Source organism: Xanthomonas sp. LMG 12459 (genome assembly GCF_009192905.1).
GTDB lineage: Bacteria > Pseudomonadota > Gammaproteobacteria > Xanthomonadales > Xanthomonadaceae > Xanthomonas_A > Xanthomonas_A sontii.
This window is the reverse complement of sequence record NZ_NSGT01000030.1, coordinates 24,182-49,829: the sequence shown is the minus strand read 5'-3', so window position 1 is coordinate 49,829 and position 25,648 is coordinate 24,182. Positions and strand designations below refer to the sequence as shown.

The 25,648-nt window shown below is 71.5% G+C and carries 27 protein-coding genes; 15 read left to right on the top strand and 12 right to left on the bottom strand.

What is annotated here, in order from left to right:
• Positions 1-36: 36 nt before the first annotated feature.
• The 10 genes from ccmE to CEK65_RS07800 form a co-directional block, all read right to left on the bottom strand.
• Entirely contained in the window at positions 37-516 is a 480-nt protein-coding gene (ccmE, locus tag CEK65_RS07845; protein ID WP_017914417.1) for a cytochrome c maturation protein CcmE, read from the bottom strand.
• The gene (gene ccmD / locus CEK65_RS07840) at positions 500-712 is read right to left on the bottom strand and encodes a heme exporter protein CcmD (protein ID WP_152181334.1); all 213 of its coding nucleotides are present in this window, start codon (positions 710-712) and stop codon (positions 500-502) included. Before ccmD ends, ccmE begins: the two co-directional genes overlap by 17 nt.
• Positions 709-1,515 carry a heme ABC transporter permease gene (locus tag CEK65_RS07835; protein WP_152181333.1) on the bottom strand — a complete coding sequence of 269 codons (807 nt, stop codon included), beginning with the start codon at positions 1,513-1,515 and terminating at the stop codon, positions 709-711. The genes ccmD and CEK65_RS07835 overlap by 4 nt, the downstream gene beginning before the upstream one ends.
• A gap of 8 nt (positions 1,516-1,523) precedes the next feature.
• Positions 1,524-2,852, bottom strand: a complete 1,329-nt coding sequence (locus CEK65_RS07830; RefSeq protein WP_152181332.1) for a S8 family serine peptidase — start codon at positions 2,850-2,852, stop codon at positions 1,524-1,526.
• Positions 2,849-3,490 (bottom strand): zf-HC2 domain-containing protein, encoded by a 642-nt coding sequence (locus CEK65_RS07825; protein ID WP_152181331.1) that lies wholly within the window; start codon positions 3,488-3,490, stop codon positions 2,849-2,851. The genes CEK65_RS07830 and CEK65_RS07825 overlap by 4 nt, the downstream gene beginning before the upstream one ends.
• A complete protein-coding gene (locus CEK65_RS07820; protein ID WP_017913785.1) occupies positions 3,490-4,071 on the bottom strand; it encodes a sigma-70 family RNA polymerase sigma factor in 582 nt (193 codons plus the stop codon). The genes CEK65_RS07825 and CEK65_RS07820 overlap by 1 nt, the downstream gene beginning before the upstream one ends.
• A gap of 63 nt (positions 4,072-4,134) precedes the next feature.
• Positions 4,135-4,779: a hypothetical protein gene (locus CEK65_RS07815; protein WP_226980510.1), complete on the bottom strand. Its 645-nt coding sequence runs from the start codon at positions 4,777-4,779 to the stop codon at positions 4,135-4,137.
• A 241-nt stretch (positions 4,780-5,020) separates the two neighbouring features.
• Complete coding sequence (locus tag CEK65_RS07810; protein WP_152181330.1) at positions 5,021-5,416, bottom strand: c-type cytochrome; 396 nt, start codon at positions 5,414-5,416, stop codon at positions 5,021-5,023.
• 23 nt (positions 5,417-5,439) lie between these two features.
• Complete coding sequence (locus tag CEK65_RS07805; protein WP_152181329.1) at positions 5,440-6,804, bottom strand: cytochrome C; 1,365 nt, start codon at positions 6,802-6,804, stop codon at positions 5,440-5,442.
• 65 nt (positions 6,805-6,869) lie between these two features.
• Positions 6,870-7,382: a cytochrome b/b6 domain-containing protein gene (locus CEK65_RS07800; RefSeq protein ID WP_152181345.1), complete on the bottom strand. Its 513-nt coding sequence runs from the start codon at positions 7,380-7,382 to the stop codon at positions 6,870-6,872.
• A 276-nt stretch (positions 7,383-7,658) separates the two neighbouring features.
• Between CEK65_RS07800 and CEK65_RS07795 the strand changes: the two genes are divergently transcribed.
• From CEK65_RS07795 to CEK65_RS07725, 15 genes are all read left to right on the top strand, one after another.
• Entirely contained in the window at positions 7,659-8,075 is a 417-nt protein-coding gene (locus CEK65_RS07795) for an FdtA/QdtA family cupin domain-containing protein (protein ID WP_150409103.1), read from the top strand.
• Between the two features lie 4 nt (positions 8,076-8,079).
• Entirely contained in the window at positions 8,080-8,745 is a 666-nt protein-coding gene (locus tag CEK65_RS07790) for an acetyltransferase (protein WP_152181328.1), read from the top strand.
• A 5-nt stretch (positions 8,746-8,750) separates the two neighbouring features.
• Entirely contained in the window at positions 8,751-9,710 is a 960-nt protein-coding gene (locus CEK65_RS07785; RefSeq protein WP_152181327.1) for a hypothetical protein, read from the top strand.
• On the top strand, positions 9,697-10,632 hold the full coding sequence (locus CEK65_RS07780) for a GNAT family N-acetyltransferase (RefSeq protein ID WP_152181326.1): 936 nt from the start codon (positions 9,697-9,699) through the stop codon (positions 10,630-10,632). Before CEK65_RS07785 ends, CEK65_RS07780 begins: the two co-directional genes overlap by 14 nt.
• Positions 10,629-11,759, top strand: coding sequence for a DegT/DnrJ/EryC1/StrS family aminotransferase (locus CEK65_RS07775; RefSeq protein ID WP_152181325.1), 1,131 nt, complete (start codon positions 10,629-10,631; stop codon positions 11,757-11,759). Before CEK65_RS07780 ends, CEK65_RS07775 begins: the two co-directional genes overlap by 4 nt.
• Positions 11,756-13,009 (top strand): O-antigen translocase, encoded by a 1,254-nt coding sequence (locus CEK65_RS07770; RefSeq protein WP_152181324.1) that lies wholly within the window; start codon positions 11,756-11,758, stop codon positions 13,007-13,009. The genes CEK65_RS07775 and CEK65_RS07770 overlap by 4 nt, the downstream gene beginning before the upstream one ends.
• On the top strand, positions 13,009-13,950 hold the full coding sequence (locus CEK65_RS07765) for a glycosyltransferase (protein ID WP_152181323.1): 942 nt from the start codon (positions 13,009-13,011) through the stop codon (positions 13,948-13,950). Before CEK65_RS07770 ends, CEK65_RS07765 begins: the two co-directional genes overlap by 1 nt.
• On the top strand, positions 13,947-15,113 hold the full coding sequence (locus tag CEK65_RS07760) for a hypothetical protein (RefSeq protein ID WP_152181322.1): 1,167 nt from the start codon (positions 13,947-13,949) through the stop codon (positions 15,111-15,113). Before CEK65_RS07765 ends, CEK65_RS07760 begins: the two co-directional genes overlap by 4 nt.
• 11 nt (positions 15,114-15,124) lie before the next feature.
• A complete protein-coding gene (locus CEK65_RS07755) occupies positions 15,125-15,973 on the top strand; it encodes a Wzz/FepE/Etk N-terminal domain-containing protein (RefSeq protein ID WP_152181321.1) in 849 nt (282 codons plus the stop codon).
• Between the two features lie 108 nt (positions 15,974-16,081).
• The gene (locus tag CEK65_RS07750; RefSeq protein WP_152181320.1) at positions 16,082-16,930 is read left to right on the top strand and encodes a class I SAM-dependent methyltransferase; all 849 of its coding nucleotides are present in this window, start codon (positions 16,082-16,084) and stop codon (positions 16,928-16,930) included.
• 2 nt (positions 16,931-16,932) lie between these two features.
• Entirely contained in the window at positions 16,933-18,165 is a 1,233-nt protein-coding gene (locus CEK65_RS07745; protein WP_152181319.1) for an amidohydrolase family protein, read from the top strand.
• Entirely contained in the window at positions 18,162-18,857 is a 696-nt protein-coding gene (locus tag CEK65_RS07740) for a class I SAM-dependent methyltransferase (protein ID WP_152181318.1), read from the top strand. The genes CEK65_RS07745 and CEK65_RS07740 overlap by 4 nt, the downstream gene beginning before the upstream one ends.
• Positions 18,858-18,880: 23 nt before the next feature.
• Positions 18,881-20,392 carry a radical SAM protein gene (locus CEK65_RS07735; protein ID WP_152181317.1) on the top strand — a complete coding sequence of 504 codons (1,512 nt, stop codon included), beginning with the start codon at positions 18,881-18,883 and terminating at the stop codon, positions 20,390-20,392.
• A gap of 2 nt (positions 20,393-20,394) precedes the next feature.
• Positions 20,395-21,543, top strand: coding sequence for a glycosyltransferase family 4 protein (locus CEK65_RS07730; protein ID WP_193314726.1), 1,149 nt, complete (start codon positions 20,395-20,397; stop codon positions 21,541-21,543).
• Positions 21,540-22,676 (top strand): glycosyltransferase family 4 protein, encoded by a 1,137-nt coding sequence (locus CEK65_RS07725; protein WP_152181316.1) that lies wholly within the window; start codon positions 21,540-21,542, stop codon positions 22,674-22,676. Before CEK65_RS07730 ends, CEK65_RS07725 begins: the two co-directional genes overlap by 4 nt.
• 154 nt (positions 22,677-22,830) lie before the next feature.
• Here CEK65_RS07725 and CEK65_RS07720 read toward each other — a convergent pair whose 3' ends face one another.
• Positions 22,831-24,114 carry a nucleotidyltransferase family protein gene (locus tag CEK65_RS07720; protein ID WP_152181315.1) on the bottom strand — a complete coding sequence of 428 codons (1,284 nt, stop codon included), beginning with the start codon at positions 24,112-24,114 and terminating at the stop codon, positions 22,831-22,833.
• On the bottom strand, positions 24,111-25,619 hold the full coding sequence (locus CEK65_RS07715) for a radical SAM protein (RefSeq protein WP_152181314.1): 1,509 nt from the start codon (positions 25,617-25,619) through the stop codon (positions 24,111-24,113). The genes CEK65_RS07720 and CEK65_RS07715 overlap by 4 nt, the downstream gene beginning before the upstream one ends.
• Positions 25,620-25,648: the final 29 nt, after the last annotated feature.

Below are 25,648 nucleotides of genomic sequence, written 5' to 3'. Positions count from 1 at the left end.
GCGCGTCGTTCCCGGCGCGGTGGGGCGCGATCGGCCTCATGGCCGTGCCGTCGCTGCAGCGGCCGCCGCGGTGTTGCCGACGTGGGCGCGCTCGGCATGCGCCTGCGCCATCGCGTCCTTCAGTTCCTGCGGCATGTAGGTCTCGTCGTGCTTGGCCAGCACCTCGGTGGCGACGAAGCGCGCACCCTGCATCGAGCCGGTGGCGATCACTGCCTGGTTGTCGCGGAACAGGTCGGGCAGGATGCCGGTGTAGGCGACCGCGGTGGCGCCGGCCTTGTCGATCACGGTGAACTGCACCTGCAGCGCATCGGCGCTGCGCGTGATCGAGCCGGCCTTGACCATGCCGCCGAGCCGGAACACCCGGTAGTCCCTGGCCGCGCCGGCCTGCACCTGGCTGGGGGTGAACAGGTAGCTGACGTTGTGCTGCAGGGCCAGCACGAACAGGCCGGTGGCCAGCGCCGCGGCGCCGAGCAACAGCAGCACCAGCAGCAGGCGGCGCTTACGGGTGGGATGCATCGCGCGCTCCGTTGGTCGCAACGTTGCCGCGGACACGGCGTGCCTGTTCGCGCGCCACTTGCGCACGGATGCCGGCGAGCAGGCGGCGCTGGCGGCGGCGCGGCAGCAGGCTGTCCAGAATCAGCACCAGCAAGGCCAGTGCGTACGCGCTCCACACGTAGACGGCGTAGCCGCCCATCGCCCAGAACCCGCTCATGCCGCGTGTTCCGCGGGCAGCGGCACGACATCGGCGGGCATCGCCGGCACCGGCGCGGCCTGCAACGCGATCGCACGCACCCAGGCCTTGCCGCGCTCCAGCGCCAGCAGGTCGGTGCGCATGCGCCCGCACAGGCTGGCGACGTAGTAGCACTTGCTGGCGACCACGCAGGTCAGCAGCGGCCACAGCATCGACAGCGGCATCTTCGACGGGCCCAGCACGCGCACCGTGGAGCCCTGGTGCAGGGTGTTCCACCACACCACCGAGTAATGCACGATCGGCAGGTTGATCAGTCCGACCAGCGCCAGCAGCGCGGCGGCGCGCGCGCCCTGGCGCGGATCGTCGATGGCACGGTGCAGGCCGATCACGCCCAGATACAGGAACAGCAACACCAGTTCCGAGGTCAGCCGCGCGTCCCAGGTCCACCAGGTGCCCCACATCGGCCGGCCCCACAGCGAGCCGGTGCACAGGGTGACGAAGGTGAAGGCCGCGCCGATCGGCGCCGAGGCCATGCAGGCGATTTCCGCCAGTTTCACCCGCCACACCAGCGCGACCAGGCCGGCCACCCCCATCGCGGCGTAGACGAACAGGCTCATCCACGCGCATGGCACGTGCACGAACATGATGCGGTAGGCGTCATGCTGCTGGTAATCCGGCGGCGCCAGCACCAGCCCGCCGTAACAGGCCACGGCGCCGAGCAGCACGGCCGCGGCCAGACTCCACGGGCGCACCGCGCCGGCCACGCGGTAGAAGGTCGGCGGCGCGCCGAGCCGGTGCAACCAGAGCGGGATCCAGGAACGCATGGAGGTCTTCAGCGGGCGAGGGGCGCGCTGCGCGGCAACGCCTGTACCGCGGCGGCGGCGTCGACCTGCAATAGGCCGTCGCGCGTGCGGCTGGTGCGCAGCAGCAGGTCGTGCACGCTGCGCGCGTCCAGTTGCGGGGCCAGTGCCAGCAGCAGCGCGACCACGCCGCTGACGTGGGCAGTGGCCATCGACGAGCCGGAAGTGAAGTCGTAACCACCGTTGGGCTGGGTGGTGAGGATGTCCTCGCCCGGCGCGCTGAGCACGCCCGCCGGCGCCGGGGCGGTGGCGCTGCTGCGCACCACGATCACCCCGGGAATGCCGTCGGGAAACCCGTCCAGGCGGCCGTTGGGCGGCATTGCCGCGACCACGATGCGGCCATCGCGCAGCAGCTGTTCCAGCAGCTTGCGCAGCAGCGGGTCGGCCGGGCCGCCGAGGCTGAGATTGACGATGCGGGTGCGGGTGTCGCCGATCGCCGCCAGCGCCTTGGCCAGGGTGAAGGAGTTGCAGCCGGCGCCGGCGCCGGGGCGCTGCGGATACCAGCAGGCCTTGTACACGTCGAGCATCGCCTTCGGCGCGATGCCGACGATGCCCAGGTGGTTGTTGCTGCCGGCGGCGATGATGCCGGCGACCTCGGTGCCGTGGTGGTCGCGGTTGAACGCGCCCGGGTCGGCGGCGACCAGGTCGCGGGTGTTGCGCAGGCGCCCGCGCAGGTCCGGGTGCGCGGTGTCCACGCCGGTGTCGACGATCGCCACGTCCACGCCCTGGCCCTGGCTCAGCGCCTGCGCGGTGGCCGCGTTGGTCGCGGCGAAGCCGCGCTGCATGTCCACGTAGGGATCGTTGTAGCGCAGCGGCTGCGCCGGTGCGGCCGCAGCCTGGCTGTCGGTCGAATAGGTGCCGAAGTCCTGCAGCGGCTGCGACAGCGCCACCCGGTCGTCCTTGGCCAGTTGCGCCAGCAGCGCGGCGCGGTCGCTGCCCGGCGCCGGCTCCAGCACCACGCAGTACAGCCCCAGCGCCTTGATCGGCCAGCCGGCGACCTGGCGCAGGCCGTAGCGCTTGTTCAGCGCGTCCAGGGTGGCGACCGCCTGGGTGCCGGCGCCGTAGTAGCGGGCGGAGGCGTAGCCGAGCAGGTTGGAGCCGGCGTGGCGGCTCGGCGCGGCCATCGGGTTGGCCACGGCGAGGACGATCTGGCGCTGGCTGTCCAGCGCCGGCGACGGATCCAGGCTGGGCGCCTTGGCGTCCGTGGCGGGCGCCGGATCGGCGACGGCCGCCGGCGCGGCATGGGCGCAGGCGCCCAGGCCCAGGCAGGCGAGGAGCAGGCTGACGAGACGCAGCTTCATGGCGCGGCGATCGGCTCCGCCAGGCGGATGCCGGCGGTGGCGCGCAACTGCTGCACGCTGCGCTGCGGCTGCGCCGGCGACCCGGCCTGGGTCGGCACCACGGTGTAGGCGCCGGCGGCGTTGGGGCCGCCGACCACCCGCAGCTGCAGCTTGCGCAACAGCGCGTCCCAGTCGGCCAGGGTCATGCGCGCGTCCGGCACCACCCGGATCGCGTCGGCCGCCAGCGGCTGCGCGGCATCGCTGAGGGTGCGGTAGGCGGTGCTGCGCTCGTGCTCGGCGGACAGGCGCATGCCCAGCACGCCCAGGCCCACCGCCTGCAGCAGCGCGGCGGCGACCAGCGCCCGCGTGGTCCAGCTGGCGCGGCCGCGCTGCGGCGGCGCCTGCGGAACCGGCGTGTCCAGGCGCTGCAGCAGGCGCTGCAGCCCGGCTTCGGCATCCACCGGCACGTCGCTGGGCAGGGTCATGGCCATGCGCAGGCGGCTCTGCTGGGCGAACTCGGCGCTGCAGTGCCGGCACTTGGCCAGGTGCGCGACCAGCCACTCGTTTTCGGCTTCCGTGGCGCTGTCCTGCAGCACCCACGGCATCAGGTCCCAGGCATGCGCGCACTCGTTGCCCGGCTCGTTGAAGCCCGTTTTCATCACGCGCTCTCCGTCAGCGTGGACGCATCGCCGGCCAATCCCGGCAACACGTTGCGAAGTTTGACCCGGGCATGGAACAACCGGGCTTTGATGGTGCCCACCGGGCACTGCATGATCGCGGCGACCTCTTCCAGCTTGTGGCCGAGGCCGTAGACCAGTTCCACCACCAGGCGCTGGTCGGCCGACAGGCGTTCCAGGCCCTTGCCCAGCCAGTCGCGCAGCTCGCGGTCCTCGTCCGGGTCGGCCGCCGCGGCGTGGTCCTCGGCGGCCACGCCGTCGTCGATGGCGTCGTCGCTGTGGTGGCGGATCGCCTTGAGCCCGCAGCGGTAGGCGATGCCCATGATCCAGGTCGAGACCTGCGAATCGCCGCGGAAGTCGCCGGCCTTCTGCCAGACGATCCAGAAGCAGTCGTTGATCGCTTCCTCGATGATGTCCGGGCGCCGGGTCAGCCGCGAAAGGAACCGGCACAGGCGCCCGTGGTAGGCGCGGTACAGGCGGGTCAGCGCCTCGCGGTCGCTGGCGGCCATGCGCCGGAGCAGCATGCGGTCGGTGGCATCGCCGAGCAGGTCGGTGTCGTTCATGGGGGCAGGTGTGGCAACGGGCACCGGTATGTGCCGGGGCGGCACGGAAAGGTTGCGCTGGCCTCAGAAGCTGCGGGAGACGCTGGCCACCCACGGCCACAGGCCGCGGTCGGCATAGCCGGTGCGGGCGTTGCTGAACACACGGTCTACCTCCAGGCTCCAGCGCCCGGCGTTCCAGATCAGCCCGGCGTGGCCGTAGCGATAGTGCGCCGTGTAGTCCAGTCCGTACAGGGTCGGCGGCGCCTGGCTGACGCCGGCGCCCATCGACAGCGACAGCGGGCCGGTCAGCGGCTGGTGCGCGGTCAGGTCCAGCGCCCCGTACCAGCGCTGCTGCAGGCCGCTGTCGGGCATGCGGAAGGCGGCCAGCGACAGGCTCAGGCGGTCGCGGTAGCTCCAGCCCAGGCTGACCTCGTCGCGGTTGAACAGGCGGTTGGCGCGCGCGCCGGGGTAGCGGTACAGCAGCGCCTCGGCCTGCAGTTGCCAGCTGTCGGACACGGTCCAACTGCGCGACAGGCCGAGGCTGCTCATCAGCACCGTGCCCGGCGCGTCCAGCGCCACGCTGGCCGAGCCGCTCAGCGACCAGCCCGGCGCCGGCAGCCAGAACAGCGCGCCCTGCAAGGTCGGGGTCGCGCGGGTCACGGCGATGCCGCGGTCGACCAATTGCGAGCTGATCCCGGCGGCGCCGCCGATGTCGCCGGCCGTCGCCACCGGGGCGTGCAGGGCGGCCAGCGCCAGGGCCAGCGCCGCGCCGGCGCACGGATGCGCTGACCGCCGGGCCGCGGTGCCCGTCCTGCAACGCTGGGCGACGGCGGGTGGCCGGGACGAGGCACCGCGGACGGCAGGCAAAAAACGCACGGTGACTCGATGCTCGCAGGTCAGGAATCGGGCACGGGCGCGGCACGCTGGCCGGCCCGTCGGGCGCCGAATATGACCGGATCGGGCAGCCAGTTCAATGCAGGCTGTGCAGGTAGGCGATGAGGTCCTGCAACTGCTTGGCATCGTCCAGGCCGTCGTACTTCATCTTGCCGCCGGGCAGGGCCTTGGACGCCGGTTGCGAGAGGTAGCTGCGCAGCTTGTCGTCGCTCCAGGTCCACTGGCTCTGCTTCATCGCGTCGGAGTAGGCGTAGTCCGGCACGCTGCCGGCGCGGCGCCCGGCCACGCCGAACAGGGTCGGGCCCTTCTTGTTCTTGGCCGGCGCGGCGCTGTGGCATTCGGCGCATTCGCTGGCGAACACGCCGGCGCCGGGCATGCCGCCGGCGGCCTGGGCGGACGGCGCCACCGCGGCGGCCAGCGGCAGCAGGCCGGCCAGCAGGGTGCACAGGGAGAGGGCATGGGTGCGTTTCATGGGGGAAGCTCCGTGCGGGGGAATCAGAAAGCGAGGCTCAGGCTCAGCGCGAACTGGTTGAGGTCGCGCGGGCGGGTGACCGGGGTGGCCCCGAACACGTTGCCGGTGCTGCCGTTGAACTTGCTGAAACGGAACCAGGTCGCGGACAGGCGCAGGTTGGAGATCGACGAATAGCTGTCGTCCTTGCCGAACGGCGCCCACGAGGCGCTGATCAGGTTGCTGGTGGTGTCCGGTGCGCCGTACGGGCGGTAACGGAATGGATCGTCCGAGCCGGTGTTGATGAAGTGCGCCAGCAGCAGGCTGTAGCTCTGCTTGTAGGTGTAGTTGAGGCTGATCGACTGGTCGCGCACGCTGGCCCGGCGCGGGCCGGCCAGGGCCGGGTTGCTCGGGTCGATCAGTGCGCTGCCGTAGCGGCGGCGCTCGTAGATGTTGAGGTAGCCGAGCCTGAGGATGTGCTCGCGGGTGCCCAGGAACTGGTAGTTGAGGTCGTAGCCGAGGTCGGTGAAGTCGTCGCGCGGGCCGGTGCTGCGCGGCAGTTGCCGGCGCGTGGTCAGCGCGACCACGCCGGCGGAGAAGAACTGCCGCTTGAGGTCCTTCATGTAGCTCAGGCGCAGGTAGCCGGTGTCGCTGAGCTTGCCCGGATCGCCGCCGATGGCGTAGCCGAGATCGTCCTGGGTCGACACCGGCAAGGCGGTGTAGGTGCCGACCTCGCCGTACCAGTTGCGGTCGTACAGGCCGTAGACGCTGGTGCCGATCACCCGGTTGGACAGCGACGACTGGTTGAGCAGGGTGGTCGAACTGGCATAGGCCGAGGCCGGACCCAGGCCGGAGGCGTTGGGCAGCATGCCGATCGGATCCTGGCTGCCGGGATTGTTGTTGACACTGACGCCGAGCAGGGTGTCCTTGCCGCCGAGCTGGAAGCTCTTGACCACCGCGCGCAGGTCCACGTTGTCCAGGCGCGTGGTGTAGTCGTTCTTGCCGTTGTTGGTCCTGGCGACCTTGACGTAGCCGCCGACGTTGTCGGTGATGCGTCCGGCCAGGTACAGGTCGGCTTCGCTGAAGCGGGTGCGGCTCTCGCCGCGCGCCGGCACGCTGCGGGTGGCGGTGAGCTGGGCGGAGACCGGGATCTTGGTGCCGTTGCCGTCGCTGTCGGTGTAGCCGCCGAGCTTGAAGCGCATGCCGTACGGGGTCAGCGCCGGGCCGTAGGCGCCGATGTGGCAGTCGGCGCAGGACGAGCCGGTCTGCCGCGCGAATGCCGGCACCGCGGCCGCGCGCGGGCTCAGCACCAGCAGCAGCGAACCGAGCGCCGACCACAGCAGCGCCTGCTCGGCGCCGCGCGTCCTGTCGCTGCGGGAGAAGGTGGAGGGGGACGACGGGGCCTGGTGCATGCGGAAAGTCCTTTGGCGGGCGGGTGGGGGCGGCGACGGACGCTAACGGGGAAGGGAGACGCGGCTCAGCGGCGGCGCAGGAACGGCAGCATCCGTTGCAGCACCGCGTCGCGGCGGACGAGGTGGTGCCACAGCGCCGCGCCGATGTGCAGCAGGATCAGGCCGAGCAGCAGCCAGGCCGCGTCCACGTGCCAGGCGCCCAGGGTGTCGGCGAGATCGGGATCGGGCGCGACCAGCTCCGGCAGCGTCGCGCCGAACAGATGCACCGGTTTGCCCATCGATTGGCTGAGCGCCCAGCCCAGCACCGGCAGGGTCAGCAGCAGCGCGTACATCACCACGTGGGTGGCGCCGGCCAGCAGGCGCATCAGCGCCGAACCGGCCTCCGGGCCGTGGCGCTTGCCCAGGCGCATCCGCAGCACGACGCGCAGGCAGAACAGGCCGAGCACGAACAGACCGAAGTGGCGGTGGCCTTCCAGCAGCCACTGCCGCCACATGCGGCCTTCGATCTCTTCGCGCAGCAGGATCAGCCCCGCCGCCAGCACCAGGCACAGTACGGTGAGCCAGTGCAGCCACACCATCGGCCGCGGCAACGCGGCCGATGCGGCAGCGGGGGACACAGGTGGTTTCGGAGCGGCCAGCGTGGGCGAGGTCATGGCGGTACGCGGTGTCCTTGGGGCAACGAAGTGGGGCGCAGCCCGATGCCGGCGGGGCATCGCGGCAGCGGTGGTCGTCGATGGGTGCCGGCGCTGCGGCGAAAGGTTGCGTCGCGCGTCGCGTCGGCCTCGCGCAACCTTTCCGCAGACCCGCGGCACTCAGCCTGGACACTCCGATGTGGAGCCCGGTCGGGCACTCTGATGGCAATCGAACGAATCCAGTTGCGGACGCACGGCGATGCGCGCGGGCAGCTCGTGGCGCTGGAACAACAGCGCGACGTGCCTTTCGACATCCGCCGCGTGTACTACCTGTTCGCCACCCGCAACGGCGTGCACCGCGGCCAGCACGCGCACCGCCATCTCAACCAGTTGGCGGTGGCGCTGCACGGTTCGGTGTCGTTCCTGCTCGACGACGGCAATGGCCCGATGCAGGTGGTGCTGGACGATCCGCGGCAGGGCCTGCTGCTCGGCAGCATGGTCTGGCGCGATCTCTACGACTTCAGCGAGGACTGCGTGCTGATGGTGCTCGCCGATCAGGCCTACGATCCCACCGACTACATCTTCGACTACGACGAGTTCCTGCGCGAAGCCGCGGGCCTGCGCCGCCAGGAGGCCTGAAGCCATGGCACGTCCCCTGGTCATCGTCGGCGCTGGCGAACTGGCGCAGATCGCCTGCGAATACTTCACCCACGACAGCGACTACGCCGTGCTGGCCTTCAGCGTGGAGCGCGACTACCTGTCCACGCCGACCCTGGCCGGCCTGCCGGTGGTGGCCTACGAGAAACTCGAGCAACGCTATCCGCCGTCGCAGGTGGAGGTGTTCGTGGCGATTCCCGCCAGCGGCCTCAACCGGTTGCGCACGCGCTTCTACCTGGACGCCAAGCGCCGCGGCTACCGCATGGCCAGCTACGTCAGTTCGCAGGCCTTCGTCTGGCGCAACGTGGAACTGGGCGAGCACTGCTTCGTGTTCGAGCACAACGTGCTGCAGCCGTTCACCCGCATCGGCGCCAACTGCATCCTGTGGAGCGGCAACCACGTCGGCCACCGCACGGTGATCCATGACCACGTGTTCGTGGCCTCGCATGCGGTGATTTCCGGCTACTGCGAGATCGGCGCGGGCAGCTTCGTCGGGGTCAACGCCACGCTGAGCGACCGGGTCAAGGTGGCCGCCGACAACGTGATCGGCGCCGGCGCGCTGCTGACCCGCGACACCGAGCCGGGACGCGTCTACGTCGGTGCGCCGGCGCGGGCGGTGGCCGGCAAGTCCAGCTTCGACGTGGACCTGTGAGGCACATGTTCGCCTGGCACAAACGTGGTCTAGTCTTCGATACCGCACGCGATGGCGTCGGCGGCTGGATGCGGCATTCGGCGCTGACGCCGACGCCGCTGCGCCTGGATGCCGAGCGTCTGCGCATCTACGCCGGCTTTCGCGACGACGCCGGGGTCAGCCGCATCGGTTACGTCGACGTGCGCGCCGACGATCCGACCCGGGTGCTGGGCGTCAGCGCAGCCCCCGTACTGGATATCGGCCGCGCCGGCTGTTTCGACGACAACGGCATGATCCTCGGCGACGTGGTGCACGGGCCGGACGGTCTCTACATGTTCTACGTCGGCTTCCAGCAGGTGGCGAAGGCCAAGTTCCTGGCCTTCACCGGCCTGGCGGTGTCCACCGACGGCGGCGACACGTTCCAGCGCCGCCAGGACACGCCGCTGCTGGACCGCGCGCCGGGCCGCAGCACCATCGCCGCGGTGCATTCGGCGCACTATCGCGCTGGCCGCTGGCAGCTCTGGTACGCGGTGGGCGACGACTGGGAATGGCTCGGCGGCACGCCGTATCCGCGCTACCACATCCGCTGCGTGGAGACCGACGACCTGCAGGCGGTCCCGCGGCAGGACACCGTCTGCCTGCAACCGCAAGGCGACGAATACCGCATCGGCCGCCCGCGGGTGTACCGATGCGATGGCCGCTACCTGATGCTGTTCACCCACGGCAGCCGCGGCGACGCCTATCTGCCCGGCATGGCGGTCAGCGACGACGGCCGCCACTGGCAGCGCTGCGACGCGGCGCTGGGCCTGCCGCTATCGGCCGAGGGCTGGGATGCGCGCACGCTGTGCTACCCGGCGCTGATCCGCCACGACGCGCGGCTGCTGCTGTTCTACAACGGCAACGACATGGGCCGCGACGGCTTCGGCGTGGCCGAGGTGGTGCTGCCCGTTGGCACCGTCTGGGAGGATGACGATGCTGTCGGTTAGGGGCTACACCGCGGCCGACGCACCGCTGTGGGATGCCGTGGTGGAGGCCTCGCGCAACGGCAATCTGCTGCACCGGCGCGGCTACATGGACTATCACGCGGCGCGCTTCGTCGATGCCTCCTTGCTGGTCGAGGATGCCGGCACGCCGGTGGCGGTGTTCCCGGCCAACCGCGACGGCGACGTGGTGACCAGCCATGCCGGGCTCAGCTATGCCGGTCTGGTGTCGACCCACGCGCTGCGCGCAACGGCGACGCTGGAAGTGTTCGAGCGCATCGCGGCGCATTACCGCGCCGCTGGCGTGCGCTCGCTGCTGTACAAGGCCGTGCCGCATCTGTTTCACCGCAGCCCGGCGGAGGAGGATCTGTACGCGCTGCATCGGTTGGATGCGTGCCTCTACCGTCGCGACCTGTCCTCCGCGGTGCCGCTGCGCGTGCCGCCGCGCTTCGCTGCCGCACGCAAGCGCTCGGTGGCCAAGGCACGCCGTGCTGGGCTGCACGTGCAGCGTGTGGACGACCCGGCGCCGCTGCATGCGCTGCTGGGCGAGGTCCTGCAACGCCACGACGCGCGTCCGACCCACAGCCTGGACGAACTGCGCCTGCTGTGCGCGCGCTTCCCGGCGCAGATCGTGCCGTATGAAGTCCGCGACGGCGGCGACCTGCTGGCCGGCACGCTGGTGTACGACTTCGGCCACGTCGTCCACACCCAATACCTGGCCTGCTCGGAGCAGGGCCGCCGCGCCGATGCGCTGAGCCTGCTGCTGGCCGAGCTGATCGAGCAGGTCTACGCCCAGCGCGACTTCCTCAGCCTGGGCATTTCCACCGAGCAGCAGGGCCAGGTGCTCAATGCCGGCCTGGTCGAGCAGAAGGAGCGCTTCGGCGCGCGCGCGGTGGTTCACGATTTCTACCGTTGGGAGTTGCAATGAGCCTGCCGCCGGCCAGCGTGCCGTTCCTGGATCTGCGGGCAAGCAACGCGCGCTATGCCGACGAGCTCAAGGCCGCAGCGGCACGGGTGATCGATTCGGGCTGGTATGTGCTCGGCGAGGAGCTGGAGGCGTTCGAGCGCGAGTTCGCCGCGTACTGCGGCACGGCCCACGCCGTCGGCGTCGGCAACGGCATGGACGCGCTGACCCTGATCCTGCGCGGCTACCGTGCGCTGGGCCGGCTGCACGAAGGCGACGAGGTGCTGGTGCCGGGCAACACCTTCATCGCCAGCTTCCTGGCGATCAGCGAGAACCGGCTGCGGCCAGTGCCGCTGGAGCCGGAGGCGGCCAGCTTCAATCTGGATCCGGCGCAGGTGGAGCGGGCGATCGGCCCGCGCACCAGGGCGATCCTGGCGGTGCACCTGTATGGGCAGCTGGCCGACATGGCAGCACTGCGTGCCATCGCCGATCGCCATGGGGTGCTGCTGCTCGAGGATGCCGCGCAGGCGCATGGCGCGCGCCGCGACGGCCGCCATGCGGGCAGCTTCGGCGACGCCGCCGGCTTCAGCTTCTTCCCCGGCAAGAACCTGGGCGCGTTGGGCGACGCCGGCGCCGTGACCACCGACGACGACGAACTTGCGGCGCAGCTCCGCGTGCTGCGCAACTACGGCTCGGATATCAAGTACCGGCATCTCGTGCAGGGCGTGAACTCGCGCCTGGACGAGCTGCAGGCGGCGCTGTTGCGGGTCAAGCTGCGCTACCTGGATGCCGATATCGCCGCGCGCCGCGCGATCGCCCAGCGCTATCTCGACGGCATTGCGCATCCGCAGATCGCCGTGCCGCAGGTGGCCGACCCGGCGGCGCATGCGTGGCACCTGTTCGTGGTGCGCTGCGCGCAGCGCGACGCGCTGCAACGGCATCTGCAGGCTCAGGGCGTGCACTGCCTGGTGCATTATCCGACGCCGCCGCATCGGCAGCCGGCCTATCCGGAACTGGCCACCCTGCAGTTGCCGCTGTGCGAGCGCTTGGGCGCCGAGGTGTTGAGCCTGCCGACCGGCCCGACGCTGGACGCTGCTGCCGTGGCGCAGGTGATCGATGCCTGCCAGCGTTTCGGGGGTGTGGCGGCATGAACGTGCTGCGCAGCGGCGTGTACAGCGGCGTGGCCACCGCGGCCAAGCTGCTGTCCGCGTTGCTGGTGCTGAAGCTGGTGGCGGTGTACGCCGGCCCGGCCGGGGTGGCCCGGCTCGGCCAGTTCACCAGCCTGATGTCGCTGCTGGCGGTGGTGGCCGGCGGCGGCATCGGCGCTGGCGTGGTGAAGTACGTGGCCGAGTACCGCGACGATGCACCCGCACTGGCCCGGCTGCTCGGCAGCGCACTCGGCTACGCCTGCGTCGCTGCGGTCGCGATGGGCGTGGCCGCGCTGCTGTGCAGCCGCCTGATCGCCGAGCGCCTGCTCGGCGATGCGCAGTACCAGCCGCTGATCTGCGTGCTGGCGGTGGCGCAGCTCGGCATTGCGCTGGCCAACTACATCCTGGCGGTGGTCAACGGCTTCATGGACGTGCGCCGGCTGGCCTTCGTCCAAGTCGCCGGTGCGGTGCTGAGCGTGCTGCTGGTGGCCGCGCTGGCGCACGGCATGGGCCTGTCCGGGGCGCTGCTGGGCCTGGTGCTGGGGCAGGTGGCCTGGCTGTGCGCCGGCGTCCCGGCGCTGCGACGCAGCCCGTACTTTCGTCGCGAGATGCTGCGCATCCGTTTCGACCCGGCGATGGTGCGGCGATTGGCCGGCTTCTCGGTCATGACCCTGGCCTCGGCGCTGCTGCCGCTGCTGGTCAACATCGGCGTGCGCGATCATCTGGCTGGCCAGTTCGGCTGGCAGCAGGTCGGTTATTGGCAGGCGGTGAGCCGCGTGTCCGATGCCTATCTGCTGTTCTTCACCACCGCCATCAACGTCTACTACCTGCCAAAGCTAGCGGCGTTGCATACGCGGCAGGCGCTGTGGCAGGAACTGCGCGGTGCCTACCGCTACGTGCTGCCGGCGGTGCTCCTCGCCGCGGCGGCGGTGTACCTGTGCCGCGACTGGATCACCCGGCTGCTGTTCTCGGCCGATTTCGCCGCCGCGCTGCCGCTGTACGCGCCGCAGCTGCTCGGCGACGTGCTCAAGATCGCCTCCTTCGTGCTGTCCTACCTGATGCTGGCCAAGGCGATGACGCGGCTGTTCGTGCTCTCCGAATGCCTGTTCGCCGCCAGCTACCTCGGCCTGGTGGTGCTGTTCACCGAGCGCATGGGCCTGATCGGCGCGGTCTACGCGTTCGCCTGCAACTACGCGCTGTACCTGGCGTTCAACATGCTGGTGGTGCGCCGCTACCTGCGAGGACTAGGCTGATGGACGCAACGTATACCCCGACGACGCTGCCGCTGGTGTCGGTGCTGATTCCGGCCTACAACCACGCGCATTTCGTGCAGCGCTGCCTGGACAGCGTGCTGGAGGACCCGTACCCGAACAAGGAGCTGGTGATCGTCGACGACGGGTCCAGCGACGGCACCGCCGAGCGCATCGCCGAGTGGATCGCGCAGCACGGCGACAGATTGCACGTGCGCTTCTGGCCGCGCGAGAACCTCGGCATCGCCGCCACGCTCAACCACCTGGTGGCGATGGCGCGCGGCGAGTTCCTGCGCCTGGGTGCCAGCGACGATTACCTGTTGCCCGGCGGGCTGGGTGTGCAGGTGGCCTACCTGGGCGCGCATCCGCACAAGGCCGCGGTGATCGGCGACGCCATCGTGGTCGACATCCAGGGCCGCACCGTGCACCAGAGCAGCATGCGCGACCTGCACGGCGTGGACAAACGCCTGTACCTGAGCGAGGCCGGCATCCGCCGCGCGGTGATCCGGCACTGGGCGGTGAGCGGGGCGGTGGCGCTGGTCCGGCGCAGCGCGCTGCAGCCGGGCGCCGAATGGGACGAGGGCCTGCGCATCGAGGACTGGGACTTCTTCCTGCGCCTGGTCGCGCGCGACGCGCTGGGTTTCCTGGACGTGGCGGTCTGCGCCTACCGCGTGCACGACCACAACGCCAGCCGCACCCGGCATCTGCCCAGCCGCCTGGCCAACCTGGCCGAGTCGCGGCAGGTGGCCTTGCGCCGCGCACGCTTGTTCGATCCGGCCTGCCGCACCCTGCTGCACGCGCAGGCGCACTACATCGCCGCCAAGATCGCGTTCCTGCGGCGCAGCCCGCTGGCGCTGGGCGGACACCTGCTGACGCATGCGTGGCTGTCGCTGTTGGCGCGGCTGCGCCAGGGCGGCCAACCGACGCTGGCCCAGCGCGGATGAGCCGCCTGCTGCGCCTGCCGTCGGCGTATTTCGGCCTGCCGCTGCTGCTGAGCTGCGCGCTGACCCTGCTCACCTTCGACCTGCCGCCGGGCTATCTTGCCGGCATCGCACTGCTGGCCGCCGTGGCGCTGGCGACGCTGGGCCTGGATGCGCTGCTCGGCATCCGCCTGCCGCCGCTGATGGCGTTCCGGTCGCGCGAGTACGCCGGCACCCGCGAGGCCTTCGTCGCGCTCGGCCTGGCCGCCGCGGTGGGGCTGTTCTGCCTGCTGGACCTGCTGCTGTTCCCGATCCCGTTGCTGCACAACCCCTCCGCCTACGCCGACCTGAGCCCGCTGCAGGCGCACGTGCGGCATGTGTCGAACATGTGCTGGATCCTGCCGCCGATCGGCCTGCTGTGCGTGCGCGAGCGCAGCGTGCGCAATGCGCTGCTGCTGGCCGGCTTCGCCTTTCCGGTGCTGGTGATCGACCGCAACCGCCTGTTCGCCGCGGTATTCAGTGTCGGCCTGTTGCTGTTGCTGCGCCGCGACCCGGCACGGCCGCTGCCGTGGAAACGGGTACTGGCGCTGCTGTGCGCCGGCGCCGCCGCGTTCTCGCTGTTGGGCACGCTGCGTTCCGGCTCGCTGGATTCGGTGGCGCTGCCGTTCGGCGCGCTGTACCGGGCCGCGCCGCAGGGCATCAAGTGGCTGCTGCTGTACATCGGCGCCGGCCCGTACAACTTCGGCGCGCTGCTCAGCAAGGGCTACGCCAACGCCAGTTTCCTGATCAACCAACTGGTGCCGCTCAGCGGTTCCATCGCCACCGCCGGGACCGGCATCCCGCTGGATGCGCCGAACATCAATATCGGCACCGAGTTCCTGCCGTTCCTGCTGGCCGGCGGCCCCGGTGCCGCGCTGGCAGCGATGCTGGCGCTGTACGCGGCGCTGCTGTGGAGCGTGCGCCTGCTCGGACGCGGCGTGGCGCTGTTCAACCTGCTGGTGTTCCTGCGCATCGCCTACGCCTGCGTGATGTCGCCGTTCGCGCCGCAGGCGTTCACCTGGACCAATGCCGGCTTCGTCGCGCTGTGCCTGCTGCTGCACGCCTGCAGCGCCTTGCTGCCGAACCGCCGCGAGCCCGCCGCGGACGTGGCCCTGCCTTCCGTTTCCCCGAGATCCCCGCTGCCATGACCGACACCGCCATGCCCCAAGACGAAATCTACCTGCTCGACCTGTGGCGGATCCTGCGGCGCGAATGGCGCTGGTGCCTGCTGCCGCTGCTGCTGGCATTGGCGCTGGCGGCGTTGTTCCTGCACGGCGCGACCCGCCAGTGGCAAGCGACCGCCTGGGTACAGGTCGGCGAATTCGGCCCGACCCCGGTCGGGCGCGACCCCAAGCTGGAGCCGTTCCAGCGGGTGATCGACCGGATCAAGACCCGGCAGTTCCAGGAACAGGTGCTGCACAGCGCCGGCGTGGCGCTGGACAGCCGCCAGGCCGCGCTGTACCGCGACAGCCTGAAGCTGGATCCCGACCCGTACGCCAACCTGATCCAGTTGACCCTGCGCGCGCAATCGCCGCAGCAGGCGCGACAACTGGCCACGGCCACCATCGCGCAGTTGCAGGCGCTGCACCGGCGCATCCAGGCCGCGCCGCTGCAGCAGGCCACCGCGCGGCTGCAGGAGTTGGCCACGGACATCGCCGCGACCCAGGCAGAGCGCGACCGCCTGCTGCAGCAGCAACGCGAAGGCCGCGGCAGCGTCGAGCAGCAATTGCTCGGCAACATGCTGCTGTCGGAGAAGACCACCACGCTGCGCGGCCTCAAGGCCGAACGCGAGGATCTGCTCGGCCGGCTCGGCACGCGCTACACCTACGACACCTCGGCGCCCTGGGAGACCTACGTGCCGCCGCGCGCGGCGTTTCCCAACCCGGTGCTGGTGCTGGCGGCGGCGCTGCTGGCCGGGCTCGGCGGCGGCGTACTGGCCGCGGTGGCGCGCAATGCGCTGCGCCGGCGGCAGGCGCGGCCGACAGGGGCGAGCGTCGCCGCCGCATAACAGCAACTCGTCGATTCAACCAAACGGCGCTGCCGCCGCACCTACCTGCAGTACCGCGCGCTCGATGCGCGCGGATTCCGACAAGGGCAGGGCAGTGGAGAGGTGCAGGTGACAGCGAATGGCAAGGCGGGTGCAACGGCGCACACGACCACTCTGGACCCGGTGCGGTTGCTGGACACGCAGCGCGCCTTCGACAGCGTGGCCGCCGATTACGACGGCCCGCGCGGCAACAACGCGCTGATCCAGCGCATGCGCACCACCCTGTGGGACACGGTGGCGACGCAGTTGCCGGTCGGCTCGCGGCTGGTCGATCTGGGCTGCGGCACCGGCCTGGATGCGCACGCCTTCGCCCAGCGCGGCTACCGCGTGCTGGCCACCGACTGGTCGCCGCAGATGGTGGAGCGCACCCGTGCCCGCGCGCAGGATCCCAGTCTGCGCGGCCGGCTCAGCGTGGCCCATGTCGGCATCCAGCAACTGGATCTGCTCGACGGCGAGTTCGACGGCATGTACTCCAACTTCGGCCCGCTCAACTGCGCGCCGGACCTGCCCGACGTCGCGCGCCACTGCGCACGGCTGCTGCGCCGCGACGGGCGCCTGGTGTTCTCGGTGATCGGCCGCCTGTGCCCGTGGGAGCTGGGCCACTACCTGCTGCGCGGCCGCCTGCGCCGTGCCGCCGTGCGCGCCGCACGTGGCGCCACCGCCGTGGGCATGAACGGGCACACGATCTGGACCTGGTACTACTTCCCACGCGAGTTCTACCGCGCGTTTTCGCCGCATTTCGCGCTGGAGTCGTACCGCGCGCTCAGCCTGTGCCTGCCGCCGCCGTACCTGGTCGACCACTACCAGCGCCATCCGCGCCTGGGGGAGGCGCTCGGCCGCCTCGACGACCGCATCGGCGGCTGGCCGCTGCTGCGCGACATGGGCGATCACTTCCTGATCGTGATGCGCAAGCGCTGAGCATGGCCGCGTCTGCCGCCCCCATCGACCTCTGCCTGGAGAGTGCGCGCGTCGCGCACGCCTGTGGGGCGGTGCACGCACCGCTGGCGCTGCGCGCCGGCCGGATCGCCGCGGCGGCCACGCCGGCCGCGCTGCGCATCGATCTGCACGGGCAGTTGGTGCTGCCCGGCTTGATCAACGCCCACGAGCATCTGCACGTCAATGCGGTGCCGCCGCTGCCGCAGGCTACGCCGTTCGCCAGCAGCTATGCCTGGATCGACGCCTTCGCCGCGCATTTCCGCACGCCGGCGGTGACCGCCGCGCTGGCCCTGCCCAAGTCGCTGCGGCTGCGCCATGGCGGGTTGAAGAACCTGCTGGCCGGGGTGACCTGCGTGGCCCACCACGACCCCTGGCATCCGGCGCTGGATGCGGCCGACTTCCCGGTGGCGCTGCTGCGCGATTTCGGCTGGAGCTACACCTTGCACGGCCCCGACTACGGACCGCCGCTGGCACAGAGCTTCGCCGCGGCGTCCGTCGCCGGCTGGCCGTGGATGATCCACCTGGCCGAAGGTACCGACGCGGTGGCCGCCAGCGAACTCGCCGAGCTGGAGCGGCGCGGCTATCTGGCGGACAACACGGTGCTGATCCACGGCGTGGGCCTGGGCGCGGACGACGTCGCCCGCGTGCTCGCCTGCGGCGCGGCGGTGGTGTGGTGCCCGAGCAGCAACCTGACCCTGCTCGGACGCACCCTCGATCCGCAGCGCCTGAGCGCGGCCGGGCGCCTGGCGCTGGGCAGCGATGCGCGGGTCAGCGGCGGCCGCGACCTGCTCGAGGATCTGCGCCTGGCCGCCGCCCACGGCCTGGACGCGACCCAGGCACTGCGCCTGGCCACGACCGCCGCGGCCGACATCCTGCGCATGCCGGATCGCGGGCATCTGGCGCCGGGCGCACACGCCGATCTGCTGATCGTCGCCGACCGTGGCGGCGCGCCTGCCAACAGCCTGGTCGGGCTGCCGCGCAGCGCATTGCGCGCGGTCGTGCGCGACGGGCGGCCGCGGATCGCCGATCCAGATTTCGCCGCGTGGTTCGCAGCCGCCGGCGTGGACACGGTACCGGTAACGCTGGACGGGACCCCCAAGCTGCTCGCAGCGGAGCTGGCCGACCCGGCGCTGCTCGCGCTGGAGCCCGGCCTGGAGCTTCACGTTGCGCCACCGCGTTCACACACGACGCACCTGTCGCAGGAATGCCCCGCATGAGCGGCGTCCCGACCCTCGACCCGCTGGACGCCTATGCGCTGTGGGCGGACAGCTACCCGGCGCAGGCGCACAACCCGGTGATGCAGGCCGAGCAGCGCGCCATGCTGGCCTTGCTGCCGCCGTCGTTGCGCGGCCAGCACGTGCTCGATGCCGGCTGCGGCAGCGGCCGCTACCTGCTGCATGCGCTGCAGCGTGGCGCCGGCCACGTCACCGGCGTGGACCTGTCGCCGCAGATGCTGGCGCGCGCCGCGCAGGAATTGGGCGACGTCGATACCGGCCGCTACACGCTGCACGAAGGCCGCCTGGAGGCCTTGCCGCTGGCCGACGCCAGCGCCGACCTGAGCCTCTGCGCGCTGGCGCTGGGGCACCTGCCGCAGCTGCCGCCGGCCCTGGCGGAACTGCGCCGGGTCACCCGGCCCGGCGGCTGGGTGCTGTGCAGCGACGTGCACCCGATCGGCCCGGCGCTGGGCTGGCGCCGCGACTTCAAGGCCGGCGGCCAGCGCTACGCGGTGCGCCACACCCAGCACCTGTACAGCCACTGGCACGCCGCCTGCGCCGCGCTCGGGCTGGCCATCGACGCGGTCAGCGAACCGATGCTCGACCCGGCGGACGTCCCCGCCGGCGCCCATTTCGATCCCGCTGCATTGCAGGTGCCGGTGGCCCTGGTGCTGCGCCTGCGGCGCCTGCCGTGACCTCCGTCCTGCGTCCGTACCGTATGTCCTCCACATCGAACACGCTGCTGGTCAATCCCACCATCACCAAGCCGTCCAGCGCCCGCTTTCCGCTGTCGCTGCTGAACCTGGCGGCGGCGCTGGATCGCACGGGCGACAGCCGCATCATCGACGGCAACGTCGACCGCGACTTCATCGACCGGAGCCTGCAGGCGCTACAGGAGCAGCGCTTCGATGCGGTGGGCATCAGCGTCATGGGCGGGCCGCAACTGGCACCGTCGATCGCACTGTCGCAGGCCATCCGTGCGCGCTTCCCGGCGCTGCCGATCGTCTGGGGCGGCTATTTTCCCACGCTGTACCCGGACACCGCGCTGGCCGCGCCGTACGTGGACTACGCGATCCGCGCGCAGGGCGAGGACACCTTGCCGGAACTGCTGGCCGCCTTGCGCGGCGAGGGGCCGACGCTGGCGCAGGTCGACGGGCTGTCCTGGAAGCACGACGGCGCCGTGGTGCACAACCGCAACCGCGCGTTCCAGCGCGGCGACGCGCTGCCATCGCTGCCGTACGAGAAGCTCGGCGAACCGCGCCGCTATCTCGGCCGCACCTTCCTCGGCCGCCGCACCGCCTCGCACCAGGCCGCGCTGGGCTGCCGTTTCCGCTGCACCTTCTGCGGGGTGGCGGCGATGTTCGGCGGCGCCACCGCCTTGCCGACCGCAGCCCGCCTGGAGCGCGAGCTGGGCTATCTGAAATACGGCCTGGGCGCGGACTCGATCCAGTTCTTCGACCACAACTTCTTCGACCGCGAAGCCGACATGATCCCGCTGCTGGAGGTGATGGCGAAGCTGGAACTGCCGTGGTGGTGCTACGCCCGCGCCGACGCGCTGCTCAACCTGTCCGAGAGCACCTGGAAGCTGGTGCGCAAGAGCCGCCTGCGCATGGCCTACATCGGCGCCGAGTCGCCGAGCGGGGCGATGCTCAAGGAGATCCGCAAGGGCACGCGCCCGGACCAGACCCTGGAAGTGGCCGAACTGTGCCGGCGCAACGGGGTGATTCCGGAGCTGTCGTTCATGGTCGCGCCGCCGCGGGACAGCGAACGCGAGACCGAGCAGACCTTCGAGTTCATCCGCGAGCTGAAGCGGATCAACCCGCAGTCGGAAATCATCGTCTACGTGTATACCCCGCTGCCGGACAGCAGCCGCCACGAGAAGGACCGCGGCCGCCGCGCCGGCACGCCCTTGCTCGATCGCGACGGGGTGCCGGTGCAGTTCCCGCGCACGCCGGAGGAATGGGCGCAGCCGCAGTGGGTGGACTACGCCTGCCACGCCGATGCGCCCTGGCTCACCGATGCGCTGCGCCAGCGCATCCGCGATTTCGTCACCGTGCTCGGCTGCCGCTATCCCACCGCGCAGGACCAGCGCTCGCCGGGCTGGGCCAAGCGCGGCCTCAGCGCGCTGGCCGCGTGGCGCTACCGCTACCGGCGCTACGACCGGCCATGGGAACTGAACCTGGCCAACCGGCTGGTGCGCCTGCACCGGCCGCAGGTATCCGGGATCTGAGCATGGACGGCAACGTCGACCGCGCCGTGCATGCCGTGCAACTCAACTTCGTGCCGTTGCCGGACGGGGTGACGCCGGAGCAGGCGTTCGCGCTGTGGCCGTCGCTGGCCGACATCGCCGAGGCGGTGGCCAGCGCCGGCACCCGCGTTTCGGTGATCCAGGCCGCCGCGGTCGATGCGCACCTGCAGCGCAACGGCGTGAACTATCACTTCGTGCGCCATGCCGAGACCGCGCGCCGGCGCCATCTGCGCCGCATCGCCGCGCTGCTGACCGAGCTGGAGGCCGACGTGGTGCACGTGCACGGCCTGCAGTTCGCGCGCGAGGCGGCGACGCTGGCGCGCTGGCGGCCGTCGCGGCCGATCCTGCTGCAGGACCACGCCAACCGTCCGCCGCGCTGGTGGCGGCGGCCGCAGTGGCGGCGCTGGTACGCCGCCGCCGCCGGCATCGCCTTCACCTCCCTGGAGCTGGCGCGCGGTTTCGCCGGCGCCGGGCTGTTCGCCGGATCCACGCGCCTGTTCGCCATTCCCGAATCCAGTTGCCGCTTCACTCCCGGCGAGCGCGACCAGGCGCGCCGCGACAGCGGGCTGCATGGCGCGCCCTGCGTGCTGTGGGTCGGCCATCTGAGCGAGGGCAAGGATCCGCTCACCGTGCTCGACGGCGTGGCCCGCGCCAGCGAGCAACTGAGCGGGCTGCAGCTGTTCTGCGCGTTCGGCGATGCGCCGCTGCTGCCGGTGGTGCAGCAGCGCATCCAGGCCGATCCGCGGCTGGTCGGCCGCGTGCACCTGCTGGGCCGGGTGGAGCACGCGCAGATCCAGACCCTGATGCGCGCGGCCGACCTGTTCGTGTCCGGCAGCCTGGGCGAGAGCTGCGGCTACGCGGCGCTGGAGGCCTATGCCTGCGGCACGGTGCCGGTGTTGACCGACATCCCGGCGTTCCGTGCGCTCAGCGACGGCGGCCGGGTCGGCGCGCTGTGGCCCTGCGGCGACGCCGAACGCCTGGCCACCGCGCTGCTGCAGGCCTCGCGCGACGGGCCGTCGCGGGCGCTGGTGCGCGCGCATTTCGATGCGCAGCTGTCGTTCGCGGCAGTCGGCCGGCGCTGGGCGCGCGCCTATGCGCAGTTGCTCGGTGCCACGTCGCGGAGCGCGGCATGAAGCTGGCGCTGGTGGTACCGGGCGGCGTCGACCGCAGCGGCGAGTACCGGGTGATTCCGGCCTTCCTGAGCCTGATCGAGCGGCTGGCGCGCGTGCATGAATTACACGTCTTCGTGCTGCACCAGGAACCGCTGCCGGCGCAATGGGACCTGTTGGGCGCGCGGATCCACAACATCGGCGCGGCGCGTACGCGCTGGCGGGCGATCGCCGCGATCCGCGCCGAGCACCGCCGCGCGCCGTTCGACGTGGTGCAGTCGCTGTTTTCCGGCCACTGCAGCCTGATCGCGGTGGCGGCAGCGCGCTGGCTGCGGCGACCGAGCCTGGTGCACATCGCCGGCGGCGAACTGGTCGCACTGCATGCGATCGGCTACGGCGGCCGGCGCAAATGGCAGGGACGGCTGCGCGAGGCGCTGGTGTTGCGCCTGGCGAGTGCGGTGACCGCCGCCAGCGCGCCCATCCTCGACAGCCTGCGGGCGTTGGGCATCGCCGCCGAACGCGTGCCGCTTGGCGTGGACCTGCGCGCCTGGCCGCCGCGCCCGCCGCGCGCGCGCGGGGAGGGTCCGGCGCGGCTGTTGCACGTGGCCAGCCTCAATCCGGTGAAGGACCAGACGACCCTGTTGCGCGCACTCGCTGCGCTGGCCCGCGCCGGGGTCGACTTCCGCATCGACCTGGTCGGCGTGGACACCCTCGACGGCGCGATGCAGCGCCTGGTCGCCACGCTGGGCCTGAGCGCGCGCGTGCGCTTCCTCGGCTTCAAGACCCAGCGCGACCTGCGGCCGCTGGTGGAGGCGGCGGATCTGCTGGTGCTGTCGTCGCAGCACGAGGCCGGGCCGCTGGTGTTGCTGGAAGCGGCGGTGGCCGGCGTGCCGACCGTGGGCACCGCGGTCGGGCATCTGCAGGAGTGGGCGCCGTCGGCGGCGCTGGCGGTGCCCGTGGCCGACTGGGCCGGGCTGGCCGATGCGCTGCGCCAGGTACTCAGCGACGACGACCTGCGCCTGCGCCTGGCCTGGGCGGCGCAATGCCGGGCCGTGCGCGAGGACGCCGACTGCAGCGTGCGCGGCTTCACCACGCTGTACCAGCGCCTGTGCGCACCGCGCAGCACCGATGAGCGGCGCGCGGCGCAGAACGGTTGACGCGCAGCGCGGCGTGCCGGCGCTTCGCCTTTAAGAGGGCATCGCGTTTTGTCGTAGGAGAGGCTTCAGCCGCGACAGCCATTCCTGTGGCGTGTGTCGCGGCTGAAGCCGCTCCTGCGACGGTCGTTTACTGCGCGCTCTAGGGGGGCGTGCGTCATTCCGACGACGGCGCATAGCCCTGCAGCGCGGTGCGCACCGCGTACAGCGTGTCCATGCGCGGCACCGGGCGCAGCAGGCGCTGCAGCACGCGGCGGCGCTGCGGCAGGCGCACCCAGTCCTGGCCCTGCAACCACAGTTGGGTGCGGATCATCTCGGCGCGTTCCTGGCGGCTTTCCGCCGAGGGCTGCAGGCGCTGGCGCAGATAGTCCAGCACCTCGCCGCCCGAACGCGCCCATTCGATGCCCGGCAGCGCCGGCAGCCACAGTTGCGAGCACGACGCACCCGTCAGATCCAGTCCGCGCGCGCGCAGCCGCAACAGCGGCGGACACTGCGCGCGCAGTTGCTTGAGCACCGCCGACGGAATCGCCGCGCGGTAGTAACGCAGCATCAACCGCAGCGGCGGCCATGCCCACCAGGCGTCGGTGCCGGTCAGCATCTGCCAGTCGCTGGCGCGCATGCGCGGAGCGAGCAAGGCCAGGTCGTGCAGGTGCATCAGCCGCAGGCTGCGGCTGCACAGTCCGCCGGCCGCGTGCAGCAGCAGGTGGCGCATCAGCGCGCCGTTGCTGGGGTAGGGATTCAGGCCGGGCCTGCCGTCGTCCGGCAGGAGCTGCGTGCCAAGGTCGACCCTGCGCAGCGGCAGGCGCTCCTGGATGCGCACGTGCAGTTCGATGTTGATCGGCGTGTCGCGGTGCTCGCCCAGGCCACCCACCGCCTGCGCCTGCGCCGGACGGAAGGTCTGGTGCTTCCACTGCGCGAACTCGGCCACGTAGCCCAGCGCGGCGAGCAAAGTCGCGGCGCGCTCGGCGTCCTCGGGACGCACCAGCAGGTCGATGTCGGCCATCGGCCGGTCGCCCGGCCGATACAGGCCTTGCGCATGCAGCGCCGCGCCTTTCAGCGGCACGATCGCCAGGCCGGCGGTCTGCGCCAGGGCGTCGATTCGCTGCAGCAACGCCGCGATGCGCTGGTAGCGCTGCGCCACGTGTTCGCGTTGCCCCTCCAGGAACGCGCGCCACGGCCGGTCCGGCCATTGCGAGCGCTGGCTCAGCAGTGGCGCCACGCCGTGCGCGACCGCCGCGGCTGCGGCCAGTTGCCAGTGCAGGCCGCTCCAGTCCGGCATCGGCGCACCGGGGCGTGCCAGCTCATGCGCCAGGGTTTCGGTGGCCAGGCGCAGGCCACGGCCGATGCGCCGCAACGGCAGGTGTGCCGGCGTCGCCGCGGCTGCCGCTGTCGGCAGGTCGGCCGCCACGGCCGGAGACGAGGGCGTCGCCAGGTCGCTCATGAGCGCTGCACCAGCGGGATGCGGCGGCTGCCGCCGGCGGCGACCGCCTTGGCCGCCGGTGCTGGCGGCGCGTCGGTCCGATGCTCGGCTTCGCGCGCGATCAGCGCTGCCCAGTCGGCGTCCAGCGCCGCCCAGTCCTGCGCGTGCGTCGGCGCCGGGCGCGCATCCTCGCGGCATTGCAGGTCCACCTGCCGGTGCAGCAGATCGCGTACCTGGCGGTAGAACGCCGAGTCGTAGGCGCCACGGAACATCATCGCCAGGTCGTCGCTGTCCTGCCAATGGGTCTTGCGCCCGAGCTGGTCCTTGACCTGTTGGTAGAACACGGTGCCGGGCAGGGGATAGGACACGCTGACGCCGATGTCGTCCGGGCGCGCCTGCGCCACCAGCCGGCGCGTGGCGAGGATGTCGTCGAGTTGCTCGTCCAGGTAGCCCAGCTGCAGGAAGAAGCCGACGCGGATGCCCTGCGCGCCCAGCCGCTGGCGCGCGGCGATCACGCCGTCCACGTCGGTGCCCTTGGTCATCTTGTCGAGGATGCGCTGGCTGCCGCTCTCCGCGCCGATCCAGGCCTCGCGGCAGCCGGCCCGCGCCAGGGCGGCGGTCATGCGCTCGCTGCACAGGTCGGCACGGGTCTGGATGGTGAAGGGCACCGCGCCGTCGGCGGCGGCCAGCGCATCGGCGAAGTCCTCCACCCAGTCCACGTGGAAGCCGAAGATGTCGTCGGCCATCCACACATGGTCGGGTGCGAAGCTGCGCTTGAGCTGGGTCATCTCCGCGGCCACGTCCTGCGCCTCGCGGCGCTTGTAGTGATTGCCCCAGATCGGCTTGGCGCACCAGTTGCAGCGGAACGGGCAGCCGCGCGAGGCGGCCATGTTCAGGCTGAAATGGCCGTGTCGCTGCTGCCAGAACGCGCGGTAGCGCGGGATATCCAGCAGGTCCCAGGCCGCCGTCACCGACAGCCGCGGATCCGGCGGCCGCGCGCCGATCTGCGCGCGCTTGAGTTGCGGCAGCACCGCGCTGGCCACCTCGGCGAGGCCGGCCACCCAGCGCGCCGGGTCGATGTCCGGTTCCGCCTGCAGCCGCGCCACCAGGTCCAGCAAGGCCGCGATGCCTTCGCCGATCAGCACCGCGTCGGCACCGGCCGCAAGGAACGCCTCCGGATGGTCCGAGGCGTCGGAGCCGGCGACGAGTACCCGGCTGCCGCCGGCGCGCGCCTCGGCGATCATCCGGCACGCGGCCTCGCGCATCCGGCTCAGGCACATCTTGGTGAGGAAGTTGAAGTTGTCCTCGTAGAACACCACCAGGTCCGGCCACTGCGTGCGGACGGCGTGGTCGTAGTCCTCCACGCCCTCGGCCAGCATCGCGTCGAACAGCGTCACCTGGTGTCCGTGCTGACGCAGCAGTGCCGCCACCTGCAGCGTGGCCAGCGGCGGGTACGGCTTGCCGCGTTCCCATTGCTTGGGGTCGTAGCGCAGGAAGTAGGAGTGGCTGACCTGGATCTTGAGCATCGGCGAAAGGTCTCGTTCGGCGCCGCGGG